At 46.5% G+C, this 19949-nt stretch carries 15 protein-coding genes; 3 read left to right on the plus strand and 12 right to left on the minus strand.

Features of this window, described 5'->3' with window-relative positions; all coding sequences use genetic code 11:
• Positions 1-231 precede the first annotated feature (231 nt).
• From QUB33_RS23595 to nfi, 12 genes are all read right to left on the minus strand, one after another.
• The gene (locus QUB33_RS23595; protein ID WP_333355094.1) at positions 232-1104 is read right to left on the minus strand and encodes an MBL fold metallo-hydrolase; all 873 of its coding nucleotides are present in this window, start codon (positions 1102-1104) and stop codon (positions 232-234) included.
• A 495-nt stretch (positions 1105-1599) separates the two neighbouring features.
• Positions 1600-2889, minus strand: coding sequence for an HhoA/HhoB/HtrA family serine endopeptidase (locus tag QUB33_RS23600; protein WP_333355097.1), 1290 nt, complete (start codon positions 2887-2889; stop codon positions 1600-1602).
• Between the two features lie 91 nt (positions 2890-2980).
• The gene (locus tag QUB33_RS23605; protein ID WP_333355100.1) at positions 2981-3184 is read right to left on the minus strand and encodes a hypothetical protein; all 204 of its coding nucleotides are present in this window, start codon (positions 3182-3184) and stop codon (positions 2981-2983) included.
• Between the two features lie 236 nt (positions 3185-3420).
• Complete coding sequence (locus tag QUB33_RS23610; RefSeq protein ID WP_333355103.1) at positions 3421-4503, minus strand: AI-2E family transporter; 1083 nt, start codon at positions 4501-4503, stop codon at positions 3421-3423.
• Between the two features lie 262 nt (positions 4504-4765).
• Complete coding sequence (locus QUB33_RS23615; protein WP_333355106.1) at positions 4766-5836, minus strand: D-alanine--D-alanine ligase family protein; 1071 nt, start codon at positions 5834-5836, stop codon at positions 4766-4768.
• 542 nt (positions 5837-6378) lie between these two features.
• Complete coding sequence (gene miaB, locus QUB33_RS23620; protein WP_333355110.1) at positions 6379-7722, minus strand: tRNA (N6-isopentenyl adenosine(37)-C2)-methylthiotransferase MiaB; 1344 nt, start codon at positions 7720-7722, stop codon at positions 6379-6381.
• 195 nt (positions 7723-7917) lie between these two features.
• The gene (locus QUB33_RS23625) at positions 7918-9057 is read right to left on the minus strand and encodes a DNA cytosine methyltransferase (RefSeq protein ID WP_333355113.1); all 1140 of its coding nucleotides are present in this window, start codon (positions 9055-9057) and stop codon (positions 7918-7920) included.
• A gap of 180 nt (positions 9058-9237) precedes the next feature.
• Positions 9238-9666, minus strand: coding sequence for a hypothetical protein (locus QUB33_RS23630; protein ID WP_190733519.1), 429 nt, complete (start codon positions 9664-9666; stop codon positions 9238-9240).
• A gap of 142 nt (positions 9667-9808) precedes the next feature.
• Positions 9809-11812 carry an FHA domain-containing protein gene (locus QUB33_RS23635; RefSeq protein ID WP_333355117.1) on the minus strand — a complete coding sequence of 668 codons (2004 nt, stop codon included), beginning with the start codon at positions 11810-11812 and terminating at the stop codon, positions 9809-9811.
• A gap of 105 nt (positions 11813-11917) precedes the next feature.
• Positions 11918-12448, minus strand: a complete 531-nt coding sequence (locus tag QUB33_RS23640) for an FHA domain-containing protein (protein ID WP_333355120.1) — start codon at positions 12446-12448, stop codon at positions 11918-11920.
• Positions 12449-12924: 476 nt separating this feature from the next.
• Positions 12925-13155: a KGG domain-containing protein gene (locus tag QUB33_RS23645; RefSeq protein WP_006631632.1), complete on the minus strand. Its 231-nt coding sequence runs from the start codon at positions 13153-13155 to the stop codon at positions 12925-12927.
• Positions 13156-13608: 453 nt separating this feature from the next.
• A complete protein-coding gene (gene nfi, locus QUB33_RS23650; protein ID WP_333355123.1) occupies positions 13609-14262 on the minus strand; it encodes a deoxyribonuclease V in 654 nt (217 codons plus the stop codon).
• Positions 14263-14890: 628 nt separating this feature from the next.
• Between nfi and QUB33_RS23655 the strand changes: the two genes are divergently transcribed.
• The 3 genes from QUB33_RS23655 to QUB33_RS23665 all read left to right on the plus strand — a co-directional run bounded on the left by QUB33_RS23655 (position 14891) and on the right by QUB33_RS23665 (position 19909).
• A complete protein-coding gene (locus QUB33_RS23655; protein WP_333355127.1) occupies positions 14891-15724 on the plus strand; it encodes a prohibitin family protein in 834 nt (277 codons plus the stop codon).
• A 206-nt stretch (positions 15725-15930) separates the two neighbouring features.
• On the plus strand, positions 15931-19005 hold the full coding sequence (locus QUB33_RS23660) for an EAL domain-containing protein (RefSeq protein WP_333355130.1): 3075 nt from the start codon (positions 15931-15933) through the stop codon (positions 19003-19005).
• Between the two features lie 133 nt (positions 19006-19138).
• Positions 19139-19909 (plus strand): Uma2 family endonuclease, encoded by a 771-nt coding sequence (locus tag QUB33_RS23665; protein WP_333355132.1) that lies wholly within the window; start codon positions 19139-19141, stop codon positions 19907-19909.
• Positions 19910-19949 lie beyond the last annotated feature (40 nt).

The raw sequence follows: 19949 nt of genomic DNA on the forward strand, positions 1-19949 counted from the left end.
GCATTGGTTAGATAGGATGCTTTTTACAAAGGGTATACTTAGCTATTTTACTATGGTTGTACTACCGGACATGATATTAGGTGTCAGTGATACTGGATTTCAGGCAACTTACCCGGCTAATTCTATGACTTTGGTTGCGATTCCCAAAGCGTAATACAAAATCCCTCTTATTCTTAGTCCGCGTAGGCAGACTTTGTGTGTGTAGTAGCGGTTTCAACCGCCGAGTATCTATTAAGCATCGACCATCCAAGCAATACACTTTTGCATTTGCTCGCGCATTGTTTCTCGCTCAGCATAATACCTGCGGCCGTGTCCCGGCAACACCCATTCAAAGCCATAATTAGCCAAATTCTCCATAGATTTGATTTGTTCCCGCCAAGAATACCAACAGACTTCGCGAAAGCCAACTAGCTGCTGCAAACTTTCCGACCAAGCAAGATGATCGCCAGTAAACAAAAACTTTTTATTGTAAAGCAAAACTGTGTGACCTTTCGTGTGACCGGGAACAGGTATAATCAACAAATCATCTGCGATTTGATGCGGTTCACTGCCCGACAATTGAATTTCTACACTGCGAGTACCCGCGTTAATTTCGTCAGCATGGAGAATGCGATCGCACCCAAAATGATCCTGGTATTGTTGATGATCTGCCACATCGTCGCGGTGAGTCAAGTACAGATAGCGAATGCCGCCCATTGCTTCTATGTTTTTGACTAGCGGCGGCACAAAACGGGGAGAATCAACCAAAATGTTTCCTTCTGGGCGGACTATTAAGTAGCTGGCTGCGGCGTAGGATTTCTCTGAATGGTAGCCGCAGTGGTAAACATTTTCTGCTACGAGGGCGGGCAAATTTTTCTGAACTTCTTTGATGCTTTTGGGTTTTTCAACAGTGCCGATCGAACTTGTAGGACAAGACAAAAGGGCCGCGAGCGCTCGCCTTTCTTCCATCTCGTTAGTTGGCTGGTGGTAAACCGCAGACTGTTCACCCTGTTGAGTAAATACTTCAGGTGCCATCCACCGACAAGTATCACAATCAATGCAGGTACTGTCTACATAAAAGTTACCGTTAATATTTTCAGTACGCCTCCGATTAATGTTAGCCATTTTTCTACCTCTTAATAACCCATATAAATTATGGTAACTTACTATAACGAGTACCCCCCACATCCCGCCGGGGTTTAAACCCCCGTCTCACAGCACAAGTCGGTTAAAACTTAAATCGGCGTTGCTGAATACAAGTATGAATTCAAGTTTTCGGAATGGCTATAAGCCAAGTAGGGTGAGTTTTGTAACATCAAGCGAAAAGTTTATTCATACCGTGAATCAGCAACGCCCTTAAATCTTGCACAATTGTCAAGAACGGGCATCTTGCCCGTTCCACAAAAGATAAATTTTCTTGTGGAACAGGCATCTTGCCTGTTTATAAAAGGCTAATTGAGAATGGTGCAACATATGAGTTAAAACTCACCTCTTGCACCATTGTCAAGAACGGGCAAGATGCCCGTTCCACAAGAGATAAATTTTCTTGTGGAACAGGCATCTTGCCTGTTGATAAAAGGATTATTGACAATGGTGCAAGATAAGTTTCAATCAACTATTCTACTGCTGCTGCTCCGCTGGAAAAGCACCCGCTTTCACCGCCACAGTGACAGGTTGTCCGCCGCGGCTTAATTCAAGCTGCAGATCGCTGCCCACTGTACTTTTCTCAACAATTTCTTGTACGCTGCCAGCATCGCTGACTTCTTTACCGTTGATTTTCTTGATCACATCGGCAAGGCGAACTCCAGCTTGTGCCGCCGGAGAATTTTTCGCAACTCCCAAAACTAACACGCCTTTATCTTCAGTCAGCCTCAATTTGGTGTTGGGATTTTGATTAAATTCTCTCTTGATTTCGGGAGTAATGCTCAACATCCGAACGCCGAGATAAGGATGTTCGGCTTTTCCTGCTGTTACTAATTGGTCGGCAATTTGTTGTGCTCGATCGATCGGAATAGCAAAACCCAATCCTTGAGCGCCTTGAATAATCGCCGTATTCATACCGATAACTTGACCGCGCTGGTTCAGCAGCGGGCCACCTGAATTGCCGGGATTAATCGCAGCGTCGGTTTGAATAAAGCTGACGCGCTTGTCGGGAACGCCGACATCGGCGCTAGAACGGCCTGTAGCGCTAATAATTCCCACAGTCACAGTATTGTCCAAACCGAGGGGATTGCCGATCGCGATCGCCCATTCTCCCGGCTGTAACTCTTCAGATTTGCCCAAATTCACCACAGGCAAATTGTTAGCTTCTATTTTAACAACAGCCACATCAGTAACTGTATCTACGCCTAAAACTTTGCCGACAAATTCGCGACCATCCTTCAGTTTTACCGTCACCGTATCCGCCCCGTTAACGACGTGAGCGTTAGTCAAAATGCGGCCATCAGAACCAAAAACAAAACCCGAACCAGAACCCCGTTCTACCCGATTTCCCGGCGCAATCGGAGATTCTGAACCGAAGAAGCGGCGGAATTGCTCGGGTATCTCATCTGGAACTTGGTTCGTCACCGTGCGAGACGAATTGATCCGCACCACTGCCGGGCCAACTTCCTGCACAACTTTAGTAACAAAATTAGAGTCTTGAGAGGGCAGTATATTCGCAGGCAATGCTGAAATTGGCGCTGTAGTTGAAGGTTCAGCTTGAATGGCGTTAGAACTTCCAGGAACTTGAGAAGTTAGGGCGTTACACCCAACAGTTGCGGTGGAGCCGAGCAAAAGAAGGGATAAAAAAGCAAGTTTTTTCGGCAAATAGAAACGGCTAGAACGCTGAGAGTCAGCAGGCATATTTTTGGTTGACATAGTATTGATTTGGTGATAGTGAGAGCGAGAGTTATAATTATGGTTTTGCATTTTTAGTACCTACTGTAATTAATTTAGAACTAAAGGGTCTTTAATTTTAATTCAAGCATTTATGAGATCTACTTGACTGGTGGGGTTTACCCTACAAGCTGGGGTAGAAACCGGACAGTCGCAGGAAAATTGTGTGTGGGTTGCAGCTTTTGAGTGCGATCGAACTGGGTCTGCACTGGCGAATTGCTGTCTGAGTGCGATAATACAAACTACGATAGCCAGCTCGCATATTCCGCATTTCCCGCGAAGTTTTCACAGGATTGATATCCGAAGTCAACAACAATCCTGCACTCAAAAAAACCAGGATTCTCGGCAAAATCTTCGTTGTGAGCGATCGACGTTAACGTAGAAACGGAGTTTTTAACCCCGCCTGCATCCAGGAAGGATAGCCGCTAAAGCAGCGGAAAGCCTCACCCTAAAGCAGGAAGTAAAAAACCTGTAAAGCCTCAAGCTAAAGTACCGACTAAACCTAAATCAAGATAGCCTGCAAAAACTCTCTTCAAATCTAAAAATTGAACCTATGGAATAATTTTATTGCTCCATAGGTTCAATGGAACTAACCGAATCGACTTCCCTCGACTTGTTCCTCGAAATTTCCAAAACATCAACAGTATTCTTAATAAAACCAGCCATCGGCACAGCAACTAACAAACCTGCTATTCCTGCCACCTTAACCCCCACCAGCAGCGCCACTAAAATCCACACAGGATTGAGACCGATAAAACCGCCTAATAACCGAGGAGCAACCCCGCTTTCAATTATTTGCTCAATTACTGTAGCGACAGCTAAAACTGTGACGCCGAGCCAAAAGTTGTTTAATGTGATCAGCAAACTGACAATGCAAATACTGAAAGGTGCCCCGAAGGGAATCATAGTCATTACACCCACACCCAAACCGAACAGAAGTCCGAAGGGAACTCGCAAAATTAAAAAAGCAACAGTGATAGACAGTCCCATCAAACCCGCCAAAGTTGCTTGCCCGACGAAGTAGTTGTGGAAGCTTCGCGCCAGCAACTCTCGCAATTGAAGACTCTGCTTGGAGGGAAACCATTTAAACAATCCTTCCCATACGCGATCGCCGTGCAAGAGCAAGTAAAATGTCACCACTATTGTGAGGAGGAAATTCAACAGACTGTCTGCAGCACCCAAGCCAAATTTGAGAATTTCGCCAGTGAGAGACTGCAATTGAGCTGACAGTCGATCGCTCAATTGGGTAGTCAAACCGCTGACATCAATGCGGAGATTGCGATTTTCCGCCCACTTGTTGAACGCTTCAATCTGTTCTGTGCCAGAAACTATCCAAGTCGGCAGTCTGGTGGCGAGTTCAGTGATTTGGTTTAGCAGAATGGGGGCTAGAGTCAGACCTAAAACCACCAATACCAGTAAAGTCAAAAACAATACCGACAAAACTGCTCGATCGCGCTTCAAGCCGTATCTGTGCAGAAAGCGCACTGGATAATCTAGCAAAAAAGACAGCACTGTAGCCACTACCAAAACTGTAATCAGGGCGCGAAAATATTCAAAGACTAGGAGGGCTAACCAGCAGTTGAGTACCGCTAGGGGAAATACCAGTCCGTAAGTCCACCACTGCGGCAGTTGAGTGAAACGTCTCATCTAAGTTAACCGAGTTAAAATTTGAGATGAAAGATGTGAGATTGACGCTGCTATTCGCCGTTCTCGCTTAAACATTTTAGGGTGCATTTAATTTATACCCGACTGCTGAAAATTCCCAGTCGATCGACCAGCAGCGAAAATTTGGTTGCTGGCAGGCAGTGCCTGCCACAACCATGTTATATCGTTTCCGCTGGTATGGATATATCACCCGCGAAAAAAATATTTGTTGCTGTTGGCAAGGCAGCAGTTTGCAGCGCACGATTCAACCTTTTTCCCCGTGCCGTTCGAGAGCTAATTGAATTAAACGGTCTACTAATTCCGGGAAAGAAATGCCGTCCGCTGCCCACATTTGCGGATACATACTGGTAGCTGTAAAGCCGGGAAAAGTGTTGATTTCGTTAATCAAAACTTCTCCGGTGGATTCAATGTAGAAAAAGTCTACTCGCGCTAAACCTGCCGCGTCTATAGCCAAAAATGCTTGCACTGCCATTTCTTGGATTTGGGAGACGATCGCACTGCTGACTTTTGCCGGGATTGAGCAGTCGGCTTGTCCCTGGGTATATTTAGTTTCGTAGTCGTAGAAATCGCTTTGGAAAGTAATTTCTCCCACCGTTGAAGCTTGGGGATTATCGTTACCCAAAACTGCACATTCTAATTCTCTAGCAACCACACCCGCTTCGACAATTATCCGCCTGTCGTAGCTGGCGGCGCTGTCGAGAGCTGCTTCTAATTCAGCGCGCGATCGAGCTTTAGAAATTCCCACTGACGATCCCAAATTAGCTGGTTTTACAAAGCAAGGATAGCCCAACTCAGCTTCAATTTGGTCGCACAGTTTGGGGAAAACGCAAGGATTAGACCAGATTTGTGAACGGTTGACAGCGATGTATTTTACCTGTGGCAAACCAGCCTGAGCAAAAGCCATTTTCATCGCAATTTTATCCATTCCCAGCGCCGAACCTAAAACCCCGGAACCGACAAAAGGAACTTGCATTAATTTCAGTAACCCTTGCACAGTACCGTCTTCACCGTTTGGCCCGTGCAAAACAGGGAACCAAACATCTACGGCATTAAAATTAGGAAACTGTCCAGCGGGAGAGTCGTCTTGTCCTGTTTGTTCCTCTATTTCCAGAGGTTTTCCGCTGGCTAAGACTTGTTGAGGTAATGTTCCCGACAGCCAGCGGCCGTTTTTTTGAATGTAAAAGGGCAGAACTTCGTATTTAGAGGCATTTTCGTCAGCAGCGAGGGCACGGGCGATCGCCCGCGCCGAACTAATTGAGACTTCGTGTTCGCCCGATCGCCCCCCGAACAATAGCCCGATCCGCATCGTTGTCATTTTTCACTACTCCTAGGACTTTTCGACAAATATACACGCAGTTAGCGCAGCTAACGCAGAGACGAACCGCTTTAAGATTATTTATCTCCTCTGTTCCACTCTTCGTCTCTCTCCTCTGCGATCTCTGCGGTTAAAATCCCCCTCCCGCCTGTGAAAAGCCTCAATTCCCCCCCGGCCATTTTCAGTTAAACCGTCCCCAGAATCCACAGCAAACAGCCACATTTTATCGAAAATAGCATCATTCCCCTCCGCATTCGATTCCGGTTTCTTGCCCTGGCTTGAAACAGTTGATTACCTTCATCGTCTATCAGCGCAGCCCGATATTCCCGGAGTAAACATAAACGGTCAATACTCTAGTCATGCTTATTTTTAGGAATAGTTATTGGCAGCCAAATGCCAATTAGTTTCAGCATAATTTGCTGCTGATGTTAGATTCCTTCTTACCACCAATCTAGTTGCGATTTAACACCCTACACTTTATGTTTTGAGTGTTGAGTTGGCAAACATTATTTTTGGTTCAACCCAAAACCCAAAACTCCCAACTATTCCACCATTTCTCCCGTCAAACTAAAAGCGCGAACATCTGTAATTTTAACCCGCACAATTTTACCCGCCAATTCAGCAATATTGCCCTTAAAAAATGTGAGACGATTGCCGCGAGTGCGCCCCATCACCTGAGTTGGATCTTTGATATTTTGGACTTCCACCAAAACCTCTTCAGTGCGTCCGAAATAGCGCTGCGATCGTTCCATCGCCGTTGTTGTCACCACATGATTGATCCGTTGCAGGCGATCGGCTTTCACCTCCTCACTCAACTGATTTTCCCACAAAGCTGCTGGCGTCCCAGGGCGAGGCGAATAAGCCGCAGTATTCACCAAATCGAAACCAACGTCTTCGATTAACTTCAAAGTCTTCTCAAACTGCGCTTCCGTCTCCCCAGGAAAACCGACAATTGCATCCGCAGTAATCGAAGCATCCGGCATATAATGGCGAATTGTATCAATAATCCGGCGGTATTTCTCCTGAGTATAGCCTCGCGACATCGCCTTCAAAATATCATTATCCCCGGACTGAAAAGGAATGTGAAAATGTTCGCAAACCTGCGGTAATTCCGCACAAGCCTTAATCAATCTTTCCGTAAAATAGCGCGGGTGGCTAGTAGCAAATCTGAGGCGATCGACTCCCGGCACATCCTGCACAAAATAAAGCAAATCCGTCAAAGTATGCTGGTGGCTGCCGTCCGGTTTGGTCCCCGGCAAATCGCGTCCGTAAGCATCAATATTTTGCCCCAATAAAGTTACTTCCTTGTAACCTTGACGGCCCAAATCCTCCATTTCCGCGCGAATAGCCTCCGGCATTCGCGACTGTTCAACCCCGCGAACATTCGGGACAACACAATAAGTGCAGCGTTCATTGCAGCCGTAAATTACATTCACCCAAGCAGTCACCTTGCTGTCGCGGCGCGGCTTAGTAATATCCTCCATAATTTCAACAGCTTCAGTCGCCACGACTTGATTGCCCTCAAAAACTTGTTCCAGCAAATCTTCAAGTCGGTTAGCGTGTTGCGGCCCCATTACTAAGTCTAATTCCGGCACTCTCCGCAGCAGCGCTTCACCTTCCTGCTGCGCCACGCATCCAGCTACGATTAAAGTTAAACCCGGTTCTTGGCGTTTGCGATGAGCTTGCCTTCCGAGGTTAGAATAAACTCTTTGTTCGGCATTGTCGCGAATCGTGCAAGTATTGTAGAGAATCAAGCTAGCTTCGTTCGGGTCTTCCGAGAACTCAAAGCCCATATTTTCCAGAATGCCGGCCATCCGTTCCGAGTCGGCTTTATTCATCTGGCATCCGAAAGTAGTGATGTGATAGCGGCGGGGTTTAACGGTCATGGCGAATTGCAGGCAAATAAAAAATATAGGTTTTCAACCTTAACACTTTATTATAACACTTCTCTGTTAAACGACATACGTCTGGGAATTGGGAATTTTAATAATTATAGGGTGTGCAATGCGCCCCTTATCGCTACAAATAGTTTTAGATACCGACAAATTATGCAAAGTCGGGTATCTGGCTATTCTGTTTTTTTAGTGAGATAAAAACTGTAAAATTGTTTTGGCAATACCTTGTGCAGCCAAATAAGGAACCCCATTGCCAACAGTTTTAAACATATTAGTCAACGTCATCTTTGCCGGCAGTGCAAAATCTTTTGGCAGTGACTGAATAGCCAGTGCTTCTGCAACAGAAAGCCGGCGAAGTTTGTAAGGGTGCAAGTGAACTTCGTTATTGCCGTAACAAGCTGTTGGCGAATAACGCCACCGATGCAATCGCTTGAAAGATTTTTTTGAATCATCTCCTTCATCAACGGAAGCAAACCGCTTAAGGCCTGCTTTGGGTTGGAAATAGTGCTTGGCATTGGGATGGTTGAGAACGTCATTTTTTTGGAACCAAAATTCTACCGTTAAATCTTGGGGAATGCCATCAGGACAAGGCACGAAACCATCATCTGCAAAGGCTGTTCTCTCTGGCCAAGGATGAGAAAAAATTTCTGATTTGGGATATAATACCTGACTTTGCCAAGGAAATAAACTTTCGGCTAACATTGGGCTTTTTTCCTCTAGGGAAATGCCCAGATTTTGGACAATTTTTTTTCTAAGTCCAATCAAAATAATTCTATCCCTATCTTGCGGAACTCCGTATTCTATCGCATTAATTAAACGTTCGGCAAAAACGTATCCCGAATCAGCCAACTGATGTTTTAGTTGGCAGTAAAAAGCTTTATGTTTTTTGGTTCTCCACAAACCTTTGACATTTTCAAATAAAAAGAAATCTGGCTGCTGCTGACAAATCAATTCAATGTATGAAGCTGAAAGTTGACCTTTATCTCCTTCCCCACCCCGGTTTTTGCCACCAATAGAAAAGTCAGGACAAGGCGGCCCCGCGATAAACCCCACAATATCGTGATGCTTGCGCGCATCCTGCATCAATTCCCGCAGGCGAAAAGCTGGTTCTCCCCCCACAAGTCGAGTTACATCTGCTTCCTCTCCTTCGCAATATCCGTATTCTGGTAGTGGCAAATTCAGACACTGCCGAGAATAGCGGTATGCTTGCATGAAAGGTGGGAAAATTTCATTGACATACGCTACATTAAAGCCGATCGACTCAAAACCCAGATCGAGCAAGCCTGAACCTGAAAAAAATGAGAAAATACAAGGAGGACGGTGCATTAAAGGATCGCAGCAATTTTGAGTTTAGCTTACTATAAATTATGTTGGGTGCCCCGGGCTCGGTACCCCTGACTATAAATTATATTGGGAATTGGGAATTGGTAGAATAGCCGGGGCGGGTTTATTACATTATTGGTTTGAGGCGATTATTGTAGGTAAAAACCGCCCCTACAGGTATTATTACAACCATTGCCCGCCTCGGAAACGCCAGTGGGGAAACAAAATCCGCATCAGTGTTTGCGATGCCAGATAAATAGCCAGCCACACTAAACTATAATGCAAAGCAAAAGCTCCCAAGTCAAAATCTTGTGCAGGTATTCCCGGCAAACCGATAATTTTGATTAAAAATAGCACAAAAAGTGCTTCCCAAATTCCCGCGAGTAATTGAAACGCGCCTGGCCAATCTCGATCCCAGCGGAACTGCTGAATGTAGATATATAAAGCATCCCAGCCGAGACCAAAAATCGCTACATACCCTAAAATCCAGAAAAAAATGGCTCCAGATTTGGAGGTCATTAAACCTATAAAAAACGGCAGCGTTACTAAAACGCCTACGGTTGCAAATAACAGTAACCGAGTTTGCCAACGGCCGAATAAAGTGGGAGTCATGCGATTTTAGATTTTAGATTTTAGATTACATGGCAAAATTGCTCGATTTTGAAGTGATATTTTAGATTTGAGATTGAATGCAAAGCTTGTTTAAATCTATTAAATCCTGTAGAGTGCTTGTTGCCGAACTTCCTCGTTCAAGTTAGTCGGGAGATTTATTTAAAATCCACTTCAACCACTGTACAGACGATCGCCAAACGCTCAATTTCCGCACACCCGGAACTCGGTTGGCGGCCAGACTTTCAACGGAACGCAAGGCGGCGTATTGCAAGCCCAAAAAACTGTCTACCGGCGCGTAAGGCCCTCCCAAAGTAATCGCGCCTGCTGCGTATACCCGGCCTTCTGTGTTGCTACCAGAAGAATTCCGCAATTCGGGCACTTCAAAATCGTTGTTAACACTCAGCCGGCCCAAACCGTTGAGGGGAAGATTGTATTGAACTACTAAATCGTTTAACAGGGGACTGGTTTTTACCTTAGCGTCCAAACCCGTAGCATCAATAATAAAATCAGCTTCTAACTTAATTTGCCCCTTGAGTTCCTTCTCCTGAATGTACGTCACCGTGCGGTTTTGACTGTCGCGCTCGACTCGCTCGACTTCCCCGAAGGTAATTTGATACCATCCTTGACTTAAACCTTCTTTGACAATCCGCCGCCAGTCGCTGCGCTGGGCTGTGGTAGTGCCGCCCCAGTCGGTGAGCAACTGCGGCCGCAACTCCGGGGCGGCTTGTTCCAAAAGTACGCGGAGTTCCCCGCCCCAGCAAGCTTTCGGCCAGTTGAAAGGTTGAAATTCGTAGTGATTTTCGACTCTTCGCTCAGCGAGTTTAAATTTGTTACCTTGAGGTTTGGGCGATCGCATCAAATGCAATACTTGAATGTTGCGGTTCCGCTGTCGCGCTTCGTAAATCCGCTGCACCACCCGCGAAGCCACAATTCCCCGGCCTCTAATTAACACGCTGCCGCCGCTGGCCTCCAATTTTTCGTAAACGCCGTCGTGGCTTTCATAAGCGTTGACAACCGACTCAAAATCCTGGGTTTTTTCGCGATAAGCTTGCAAGTCGGGCAGAAATTGAATGGCGGGATAGCCGGTGGCTAAGTGTACGTATTTGGCGATTAAAAAAGCGTGTTCGCGGTGATCCGCATTCGATCGAGAATAAGCGATCGCGTACCTGCCGTCATCTGTTTTGCGAATTCCCCGCACTCTACCGTAGCGAAACATCTGATTCCACCCAATTCGATCGACTTCCCTGTCAATAGAATCAAACACATTCCCCGCGCGAGGCGTATAAGTTTCGGCAAAAGTCGGTTCAGCAAACACCTGCCACATCAACTTCAACGACATCCCCAAACGCCCTTTCCGCAATTCCTGCCAAGCTTCCCGCAAAGCATAGGGAGGCCACCCCCAAATGTTGTCTGGACAAGAGTCAGAATTCGATCTTAGGCGTTCCCGCAGCGGAATTTGAGAATTCAGGCACAGACGCAGATAGCGGGCGTAAGGCTGGTTTTCCATGCCCAAAACCGCAATTCGATCGATTTTCACGCCGCAAATTCTCAGCAAATCCACCCAAATAAAGCTGCCCAAACCGCCGCCAACGGCAGCCCAATCAACTTCTGTCACAGGGAGTCCCCTAGATTCGAGCGATCGCATTGACACTTGAGAAGCTTGCAAAAATTCGATCGGCGGAAATTCTCCCCTACTACTTGTTTGAGGAAGCTGCAACATTACTGGCTGCCCCAACGCGGGATCTGGCCCATTGGTGTGCGGGTTAAAGAAAATGTGAAAATTGACCGACGGCGTTTCAGGGGAATTAAGAGCAAAAGAAATGCCGATCGCGTAGGGCCCAACTTGCAGCATATCCCCGTTTGCCAGCACGCAGCGGGTTTGGCGAATGCCGTTAACAAAAGTACCGTTGCGGCTGCCCGTGTCAGTGAGTAGAATACTGTTGCCTTCGGTGCCAATCACTGCGTGAAAGCGAGAAACTTGACTGCTGCTGAGGGCAATTCGAGAAACTCGTTCCCCGTTGATTGTGGCGGGCATAGCTTCAAAAATTCGTCCCAAAGCGATGGGTAAGTCGAGTATCGGGGATCGACAATCCCCCGTAGCTGTATCTGTCCAAGTCAGTCGCAGGCGCAAGGGTTGAGAATTCATGATTATTTTTTAAACATCAGCCGTCGGCTTTGAGCTTTCTGCAAAAAAAGATTTTTGAAGTTGAGGGTGTTTAGCGGATAGCCCGATTTTCCCCTTTTCAAACTCTCACGGAGAGATCACCACACTCGCCGCCGCCGCCAAAGAAGTACCGCACCACGGACATCCCGCATTCAACTGCGCGTAAGACGAAATTCGGCTGCATTTGGGACACTGCAAACCGTATTTTGAAGGCCCCGTCTGCTGAAAGTTACCAGGTGCGGGAGGCCCAGACAGCAAAACTGTCTGGGGCGCGGCTACCTGCACCTCCGTCACATTAACCACCTCGATTTGCACTTGCCCTAAATGGATGTGACTTCCCGAGTTCAATTTTGCTTCGCCTCGGGCGAGAATTTTTCCGTCTACCAGCGGCGGATTGCTTTCGCGCAAATTCCGCACTGCATACTCCTGCAATTCCTGATTAAAAAATATTTCAACGTGCAGCCCGGATACGCTGGGATGCGAAAATACTATATCGCACTTCGCCGGATCGCGCCCTAGTCTCACGGTTCCCGGACTTTTGCTCGGCTGTCCGTTTTCAATTGTCTGAGTTTGACGCACCCCAGCTTCTGTCCATGCTAAAGTTAGCTGGTTTGTCATGATTTTATAGTTAACTCAAAAATATAAAAAAATATTAGCTGATTTATTTTGAGGACGGACTTCCTCACCAAAAAACTTAATTAGAATTATTGACGCCGACTCGATCGAACTTCTAAAAATATTATGTGCAGCTATACAAAAAAGCCCTGACTTCGGGGCTTTTAGTGCTGGTATTGGCTTTTTTTGAGAGACTGAATCGCGCTTGCCAGCTTTTCTTTCCCGCAAAATTATTGACCCCTGTGCAGCTTTGTTAAAAAATTGCTGTTAAAGATTTGCCAGCGATTGCTAAAAACTAATTGCTGTGGGGTTTTCAAATTTGCAAAGCTGTGGTGCGCTAGTGACGAAATTTGGAGGCTGAGCGATCGAACTACCTTGGTAACTTCGATTGCCCCACCTCCTCAAACGTTCACTGTCCTAGTGCTATCTCTCACGCTGCAACTGTGCAATCTTTCATTACAGGGCCAGCCTTGAGAGACTTAAGCTTCGCTCTTGCGGCTTTTCCGACCGCCTTCGCGACCAATTTGAGCCATGTGTTCGCGATTTCTGCTGACAGCTTCGCCGCCTTTTTGACCAGCTTGTCTGGCTTCTTCAGGGGTGAATTCGTGTGCAGTTCCTTTCTCGTGTGCAGCTTTTCCGCCTTTGCTAGCAATTGCGCGCTGTTTTTCTGCATCCATAGAAGCGAATCCGCGTTTGCTTTTCTCAGCCATGACTGTCTCCTTGTTTGTTTCTGATTTTTTAGCTCGATCGCGCCTTCGCCTCCCACTGTCGTGGTTACTCCCAGTCAGTGGTGAGATATCCGACGGTAAATTATGAAACCTCATCAGACGAATCTAAGCTTTTGGTTGAACTCGCAGGATGACTCTTTCATAATTTACAAATGTGAACTAAAAATAGTTCACGCCCGGGCACTATAGTTAGAGCCGCCAATGTTTTAAGCTGGTTACTGTCTTTCAATCATTCTATAAACCTCCCCAACTTTTATACCTCTTTCTCAGGTATAGTCATTCTTTAGTTCGCTGGAAGGATGGAAGTGAAAGCTGATTGGCAGTAGACTCAGAGGATTTTTTGACTTAACCGCGCCACCTCAAAAATTAAAAGTCCAAAGACGGATGCTTTTTTGGTCTTTTTACTTTTTTTTTGATGCTTTCGGCGCTTGCCAGTTATCCCGATGTTAGTTGGTCTGCCGATCGAGTTGTTTCTGGTAAGCGATATTTTGGGGCGCAGCGCAGGACGTACTCGATCGCACTTATCAAGTTTACCTTATGACCTATCGAAACATAAATCGGCTTTACCCCTGTTTGCGTCCTCAGCGCTGCTCCTACCGTCGATCCCTCCAACAGCAATGGTTCCCAACTGCCCCGGTCGAGTCCGACTTCTGAATGTTCTCCAATAAATCGATTTTTGGCAACTCCGATCGTGGCAATCCCTGTCAAAACCCCCAAATGGCAGGCAAGACCGAACCTGCGGGGGTGGGCTAGTCCTTGACCGTCGCACAATATCAAGTCTGGTCTCAAACTGATATTTTCTAAAGCTTCGAGAACTGCCGGCACTTCTCGAAAAGACAGGAAACCCGGAATATAAGGAAAAGTTGTAGGACTGCGAACCACAGCTTGCTGCTGCAACTGTAAGTCAGGAAAGCTCAGAACTGTTACAGCGGCCCGCGATACGTCGTTTGCACTGTCGTAGCCGACATCTACGCCTGCGACGTACCGAACTGTGTCCAGTTGATTGGCGGTAATTACCTCTGACCGAAGCTGTTCTTGAATGGCGATCGCCTCTTCAATTGTCTGCGGCCAAGGGTGTCGCTGCAACATTTTGATTTTTCTTCAACCGTTCTCATCTAAGCTTAACTTATTTTCGGGCATTTTTAAACTCAGATTTTTATCGTTTGTAGCTATAAATTCCTAGCTTGCCCAAGAAGTCTTTTTTTCTACTCAGGTGGGTTGAGCAAGGCCGGCCGATCCCAATTCTACAAATAGAGTCTGTAGGTCGGAGAGTGAAATTCTATCTTTCGCTTGTGCTTGATCCAACCCCCAAAGGTTTTAGCGGCAAGCACCTCCAATCTTCTACTCAAAATTTACAAAAAATACCTATTCGATCCTGATTTTCTAGCTTTCTAGAAAGCTTTCTCTTTCCGATCGCCATTTTATCGCTTGTCCGAGAGCGATCGAGCTATCTATTTACTTCTGCTTTATCTAAAAAGCTCCTCTTTGTCAAGATGATTGAAACATTTATTAATCAATAATCTCACCCAGCTACAAGTGCCATTGTTCATCCCCGCTCATCGAGCTAAGAGGTTCCCAGACCCTCGCCACTATATGACTTTTATGACAAAAAATCAATGAATTTATGAGTTGTTGCCCCCTTAACATGAAGTTATAATCTTAGATAAGATCGAATATAAAACTAACATCAAGTAACACAACATAGGTGAATCAACATATGAAAACCATGAAAAGTGTTCAGTACAACCTAGCTCTCTACATCGTCGGTGGCATCGTCTTCATCATCGCCGCCTTAATTTTAAGACCTTTTGCCCTCGTCGGCGCAGGGGAACGCGGCGTCATGATGCGCTTCGGCAAAGTTCAAAACGCGATATTAGATGAAGGCATCCACCCGATTTTACCGATCGTCACCTCTGTAAAAACTATCAGCGTGCGGGTACAAAAAACCGATTTGAAAGCAGATGCCGCATCCAAAGATTTGCAAAGCATTACTACAGATTTGGCAGTCAACTGGAATGTTGACCCCGCCAAAGTAAATCAAGTTTTCCAACAAGTGGGAGACGAAGAACAAATTGTTACCAGCATTCTGAGTCCGGCAATTTCGGAAGTTCTCAAAGCAGCAACTTCTAAAAAGACTGCCGAAGAAATAATCACTAAGCGCACGGAACTCAAAACAGAAATCGACAACAGCCTCAAAAAGCGTTTGGAACCTTACGGCGTGATTGTCAGAGATGTTTCTTTAATAGATTTTGGCTTTTCTCCAGAATTTAGCAAAGCCATCGAGTCCAAACAAATAGCAGAACAGGAAGCTAAACAAGCAGAATTTACTGTTCAAAAAGCAACCCAAGATGCTCAAGCTGAAATTAACCGCGCTAAAGGTAAAGCCGAAGCTCAACGCTTGCAGCGGCAAACATTAACAGCCGAAATTTTGCAGCAGCAAGCAATTGAAAAATGGAACGGCCAGTTTCCGACAGTAATGGGAGGAGGCGGAACTTTGCCCTTAATTAATATTGCGCCGCCGAGTTCTCAAGCCGCAACTCCTGCTAAATAAGCTGCTGCAGATCGTGATTGCCAGGGCGTGGGGAGAGAGTCTGAGGGGGAGAGAGTCTGAGGGGGAGAAGAATAGAGGGTTTTGCACTGCGGAAGTGAAGACGTGCTTTTTTAAATGCCCAACAGCAAGGGTAGAAAATACAACTAACCACTAAGGTGAAATCCCGCTTACTTAAATGCGGAGATACAATTTACGTTGCGCGAGTCGTGAAAAACGTTAGAGTAAGAAACAATTCGGAAATTGTAAAGGTTTGCTTGAAAGTTCGGCTGATGGGAGATCGGGAGAACCAGTCAATTTCTAATTTAGGTGGAGTGGGGGGTGTAGGCGATCGCCATACTGCGTCAGAAGCCCTGTGGCTGCGCGATCGAGCTTTGGCCGCTACTAGCAGCGGCATTGTGATTGCTGACGCCAAGGCACCCGACTGTCCGATAATTTATTGCAATCCGGCCTTTGAACGGATGACGGGTTACTGCGCCAGTGAAATCTTGGGGCGTAATTGCCGATTTTTGCAAGGTCCGGATACTGATCGAACTACTGTAGCTAAGATCCGCGACGCCTTGCGCCAAGGTCTAGAAATCCAGACACCAATCAAAAATTACCGCAAAGACGGCACTCCATTTTGGGCCAAATTATCGCTATCTCCCGTGCGAGACGACAACGCTAATTTGACTCACTTTGTAGGAGTTCAGTCTGACTTGTCGGAACCACTCTGTGAAGTGCAGCAAGCATTGCAGCAAGCTAACGACCAACTGCAAACGATTTTGGAAGCAGTTCCGGGAACAGTATCTTGGATTAGCTCGGATTTGCGATATTTGGGGGTTAACCAGCACTTAGCCAAACTGCATGGTTTGCGGCCGTCGGCTTTTGTCGGTCAAGATATTGGTTTTCTGGGCGCTAGCTCGGATTTTAACTCTTTTGTGGTGGAGTTTTTTGCCGGCGACGCTATGGAAGCGGTTAAAGAACTCAACGTTAAGGTACAAACCGACGGGGGAGAGTCCGAGGGGTACTATTTGATTGTGGCTCAAAAGTACGATCGCGGCAAAGCAGCTTGTCTGGTAGGGATTGACATTACCGAGCGCAAGCGGGCAGAAGAAGCTCTGGTGCTGACTCGCAAGGCGGTGGAAAGTTCGAGTGACGCGATCGGCATCAGCGATGCGAACGGCACTCACATTTATCAAAATCAAGCGTTTTCTCAGCTATTTGAATGGGACACCGCAGAGGAATGTAAACTAGCCGGAGGTATATCGGCAGTTTTTGCTGACCCCGCAGTCGCCCGGGAGGTACTCGACACGATCGCCCAGGGTTATTCTTGGTTTGGTGAAATTACCAAACGCACTAAAAGCGGTAAAACTTTGCAAGTGTTGCTGCGGGCCGATGCTATTAAAGACCGCACGGGGAAAATTGTCGGTCTGATTTACATGAATACCGATATTACCGACCAAAAGCGCACGGAACAAGAGCTGCGGCAAAGCGAGAAGCGCTTTCGATCGTTGATTGAAAATGCTAGAGACATTATTGTGATTCTCGACGAGAAAGGCTTTTGCCGCTATGTATCTCCTTCTCTAGAGCGGATTTTGGGCTACCCGACGGCGGAAGTCCTGGGCCGGTCTATATTTGACTTGATTCACCCTGACGAATTGCTGATAGTGGATCAAGTGTTCAAAGGTGTCATGCAAATGCCGAGAGTTAGCCAGGGAATGGCGGAATACCGAGTGAAACACAAGGACGGTTCCTGGTGCGTTTTGGAAGCGGTGGCGACGAATTTGCTCAACGAACCTTCGGTGCGGGGAATTGTGGTCAACTGTCACGACGTGACTGAGCGCAAGATGGCTGAAGAACAACTGTTGCACGATGCTTTGCACGATGCGCTGACAGAGTTGCCGAACCGTGCTTTGTTGACTGACAGGTTGGGGCAAGCTTTTGCCCGCGCCCAACGGCATCCGAGCTATCAGTTTGCGGTGCTGTTTCTGGATTTGGACAGGTTTAAGGTGATTAATGACAGTCAGGGACACCGCACGGGCGATCGGCTGTTGGTGGGCGTGGCTCGCCGTCTTTTGACTTGTTTGCGGCCAGGGGATACGGTGGCGCGTCTGGGGGGAGATGAGTTTGTGATTTTGCTGGATGAAATTCACGGTGTTGATGAGGCGATCGCCCAAGCAAAGGAAATTCTCAAAACGATCGAACGACCGCTTTATTTGGAAGGTAATAAAGTTTTAATTACTGCTAGCATCGGCATTGCTTTGAGTACCGACAAATATCAGTGGCCGGGAGATATTTTGCGCGATGCTGATATTGCGATGTACCGGGCAAAAGCTCTGGGTAAAGCTCGCTACGAAGTTTTTACCAGTGCGATGCACACTCGGGCTGTGGCTTTGATGCACTTGGAACACGATTTGCGGGAGTCGGTTGAAGAACTAAATTTGAAATATTCGATAGTGGATTTCGGATGTGTGGCGGTGGAGGAAAACTCACCGATGAGCGAAATAGAGCGGAAGTTGGATCGTCCGAAATCGCCATTGGCTCCTTATAAATTGGAATGTCCTTTTACTGTTTATTATCAGCCGATTGTTTGTTTAAAAAGCGGAGCGGTTATCGGATTTGAGGCGCTGGTGCGCTGGCTGCACCCGGAACGGGGTTTAGTTTCCCCGATGGAATTTATTGCGATGGCGGAGGAAACAGGGTTAATTACGCCTTTGGGTTTGTGGGTTTTGAACGAAAGCTGCCGCCAAATTATTAAGTGGCAGAGTTTGAATTTACCTGTGGGAAATTTGCCGCTGACAGTCGCAGTAAATCTTTCTGGGAGGCAGTTTGCGGAACCTGAGTCGATCGAGCAAATTAAGCAAGTTTTGCTGGAAACAGGTGTGGACGCTCGCTGTTTGAAGTTGGAGATTACTGAGAGTGTGGTGATGGAAGATGGAGAAGCGGCGGCGGCGATGCTTTCGCATTTGAGAGACTTGGGTATCGGGCTGTGTATTGATGATTTCGGCACTGGTTATTCGTCTCTGAGTTATTTGCACAAGTTCCCGATTAATATTTTGAAGGTCGATCGCTCTTTTGTTACCCGCATCGGGGAAATGGGCGAAAATTTGGAAATCGTGCGGGCGATCGTCATGCTGGCCCGCAGTTTGGGGATGGAGGTAGTGGCAGAAGGGGTCGAAACCGCCGTCCAATTGGCTCAAATGCGGGCGATCGGCTGCGAGTACGGTCAGGGGTACTTTTTCTCTAAACCTCTCGACAGTGAGGCAGCTACAGCCTTGTTGAGGCGATCGCCCAAATGGTGAACTGAACTAAATATTTAACCGGATCAAATTGCTTTATTGTCAATAAGGGCGATCGATTTTTTGGTACTCAATGCCTTGAGTGTTAAAATCAAAATTGAGTATAATAGCAAACTATCGAGATAGGTAAAAATATATGTCTCAATCTATTGTGCCAGCAGTCGAAGAAAAACAGCTCGATACTTCGCCGACCTTAACTTTTGAAGAATACCGATTTTATCAAGGAGAATCTGATGTAAAATATGAACTGTACAAAGGCAAATTAATCCCGATGCCAACAGCCACTATTTTACACATCAAAATTTGCGAATATTTAGTTTACCAGTTGCAGCGTTACCTAGCTGAACACAATCTCGACTTAGTAGTAAAAACCGGTCTGGGAGTGAGAACAGATGAAGATAAATCTCGGATTCCCGATGTAGTTGTCTGCACTCAAAGTCTTTTGGAACAAGCTGCTGCTAGACCAGGTGCAGGTATCCTCGAATTTGATGAAAAGCCGCTGTTAGTGGTAGAAGTAGTCAGCGAAAATCGCCGCGAAGATTACGTAATCAAACGCGGAGAGTACGAATTAGCGAATGTGCCAGAATATTGCATTGTTGACCCTAAAACGGGCAAGCAAAAAATCCGGCTTTTTGCATTGATTGAAGGTGAAGATGGTTACACGTATACAGATTTCTTGCCTGGTGAGGAAATTGTGTCTGTAGTATTTCCCGAGCTGGTTTTATCGGTGGATGAAATACTAAACCCGCCATTGGTAGAGGAGTTAGTTAAGGCAGAAAACGGTCAATTGCGGCAACTCGAACAGGAAGCTGCAATGGAACGTCAACGCGCCCAAGAGGAGCATCAACGCGCTGAAAGGTTGGCGGCGAGGTTACGGGAATTGGGTGTAGATCCTGATGCAGTGTAGGAAATTGGATAAAGTACGCGCGGCGAAGCTATCCCGTGGG

It is taken from the genome of Microcoleus sp. B3-A4, from assembly GCF_036705385.1.
Lineage (GTDB): Bacteria > Cyanobacteriota > Cyanobacteriia > Cyanobacteriales > Microcoleaceae > Microcoleus.

What these genes read in the sequence shown, in the direction of transcription:
- QUB33_RS23610 (WP_333355103.1), bottom strand. Translation starts at nt 4,503, where the DNA reads ATGAGACGTTTCACTCAACTGCCGCAGTGGTGGACTTACGGACTGGTA.
- QUB33_RS23615 (WP_333355106.1), bottom strand. Translation starts at nt 5,836, where the DNA reads ATGACAACGATGCGGATCGGGCTATTGTTCGGGGGGCGATCGGGCGAA.
- miaB (WP_333355110.1), bottom strand. Translation starts at nt 7,722, where the DNA reads ATGACCGTTAAACCCCGCCGCTATCACATCACTACTTTCGGATGCCAG.
- QUB33_RS23595 (WP_333355094.1), bottom strand. Translation starts at nt 1,104, where the DNA reads ATGGCTAACATTAATCGGAGGCGTACTGAAAATATTAACGGTAACTTT.
- QUB33_RS23645 (WP_006631632.1), bottom strand. Translation starts at nt 13,155, where the DNA reads ATGGCTGAGAAAAGCAAACGCGGATTCGCTTCTATGGATGCAGAAAAA.
- QUB33_RS23630 (WP_190733519.1), bottom strand. Translation starts at nt 9,666, where the DNA reads ATGACTCCCACTTTATTCGGCCGTTGGCAAACTCGGTTACTGTTATTT.
- QUB33_RS23665 (WP_333355132.1), top strand. Translation starts at nt 19,139, where the DNA reads ATGTCTCAATCTATTGTGCCAGCAGTCGAAGAAAAACAGCTCGATACT.
- QUB33_RS23600 (WP_333355097.1), bottom strand. Translation starts at nt 2,889, where the DNA reads ATGCAAAACCATAATTATAACTCTCGCTCTCACTATCACCAAATCAAT.
- QUB33_RS23640 (WP_333355120.1), bottom strand. Translation starts at nt 12,448, where the DNA reads ATGACAAACCAGCTAACTTTAGCATGGACAGAAGCTGGGGTGCGTCAA.
- QUB33_RS23625 (WP_333355113.1), bottom strand. Translation starts at nt 9,057, where the DNA reads ATGCACCGTCCTCCTTGTATTTTCTCATTTTTTTCAGGTTCAGGCTTG.
- QUB33_RS23635 (WP_333355117.1), bottom strand. Translation starts at nt 11,812, where the DNA reads ATGAATTCTCAACCCTTGCGCCTGCGACTGACTTGGACAGATACAGCT.
- nfi (WP_333355123.1), bottom strand. Translation starts at nt 14,262, where the DNA reads ATGTTGCAGCGACACCCTTGGCCGCAGACAATTGAAGAGGCGATCGCC.
- QUB33_RS23655 (WP_333355127.1), top strand. Translation starts at nt 14,891, where the DNA reads ATGAAAACCATGAAAAGTGTTCAGTACAACCTAGCTCTCTACATCGTC.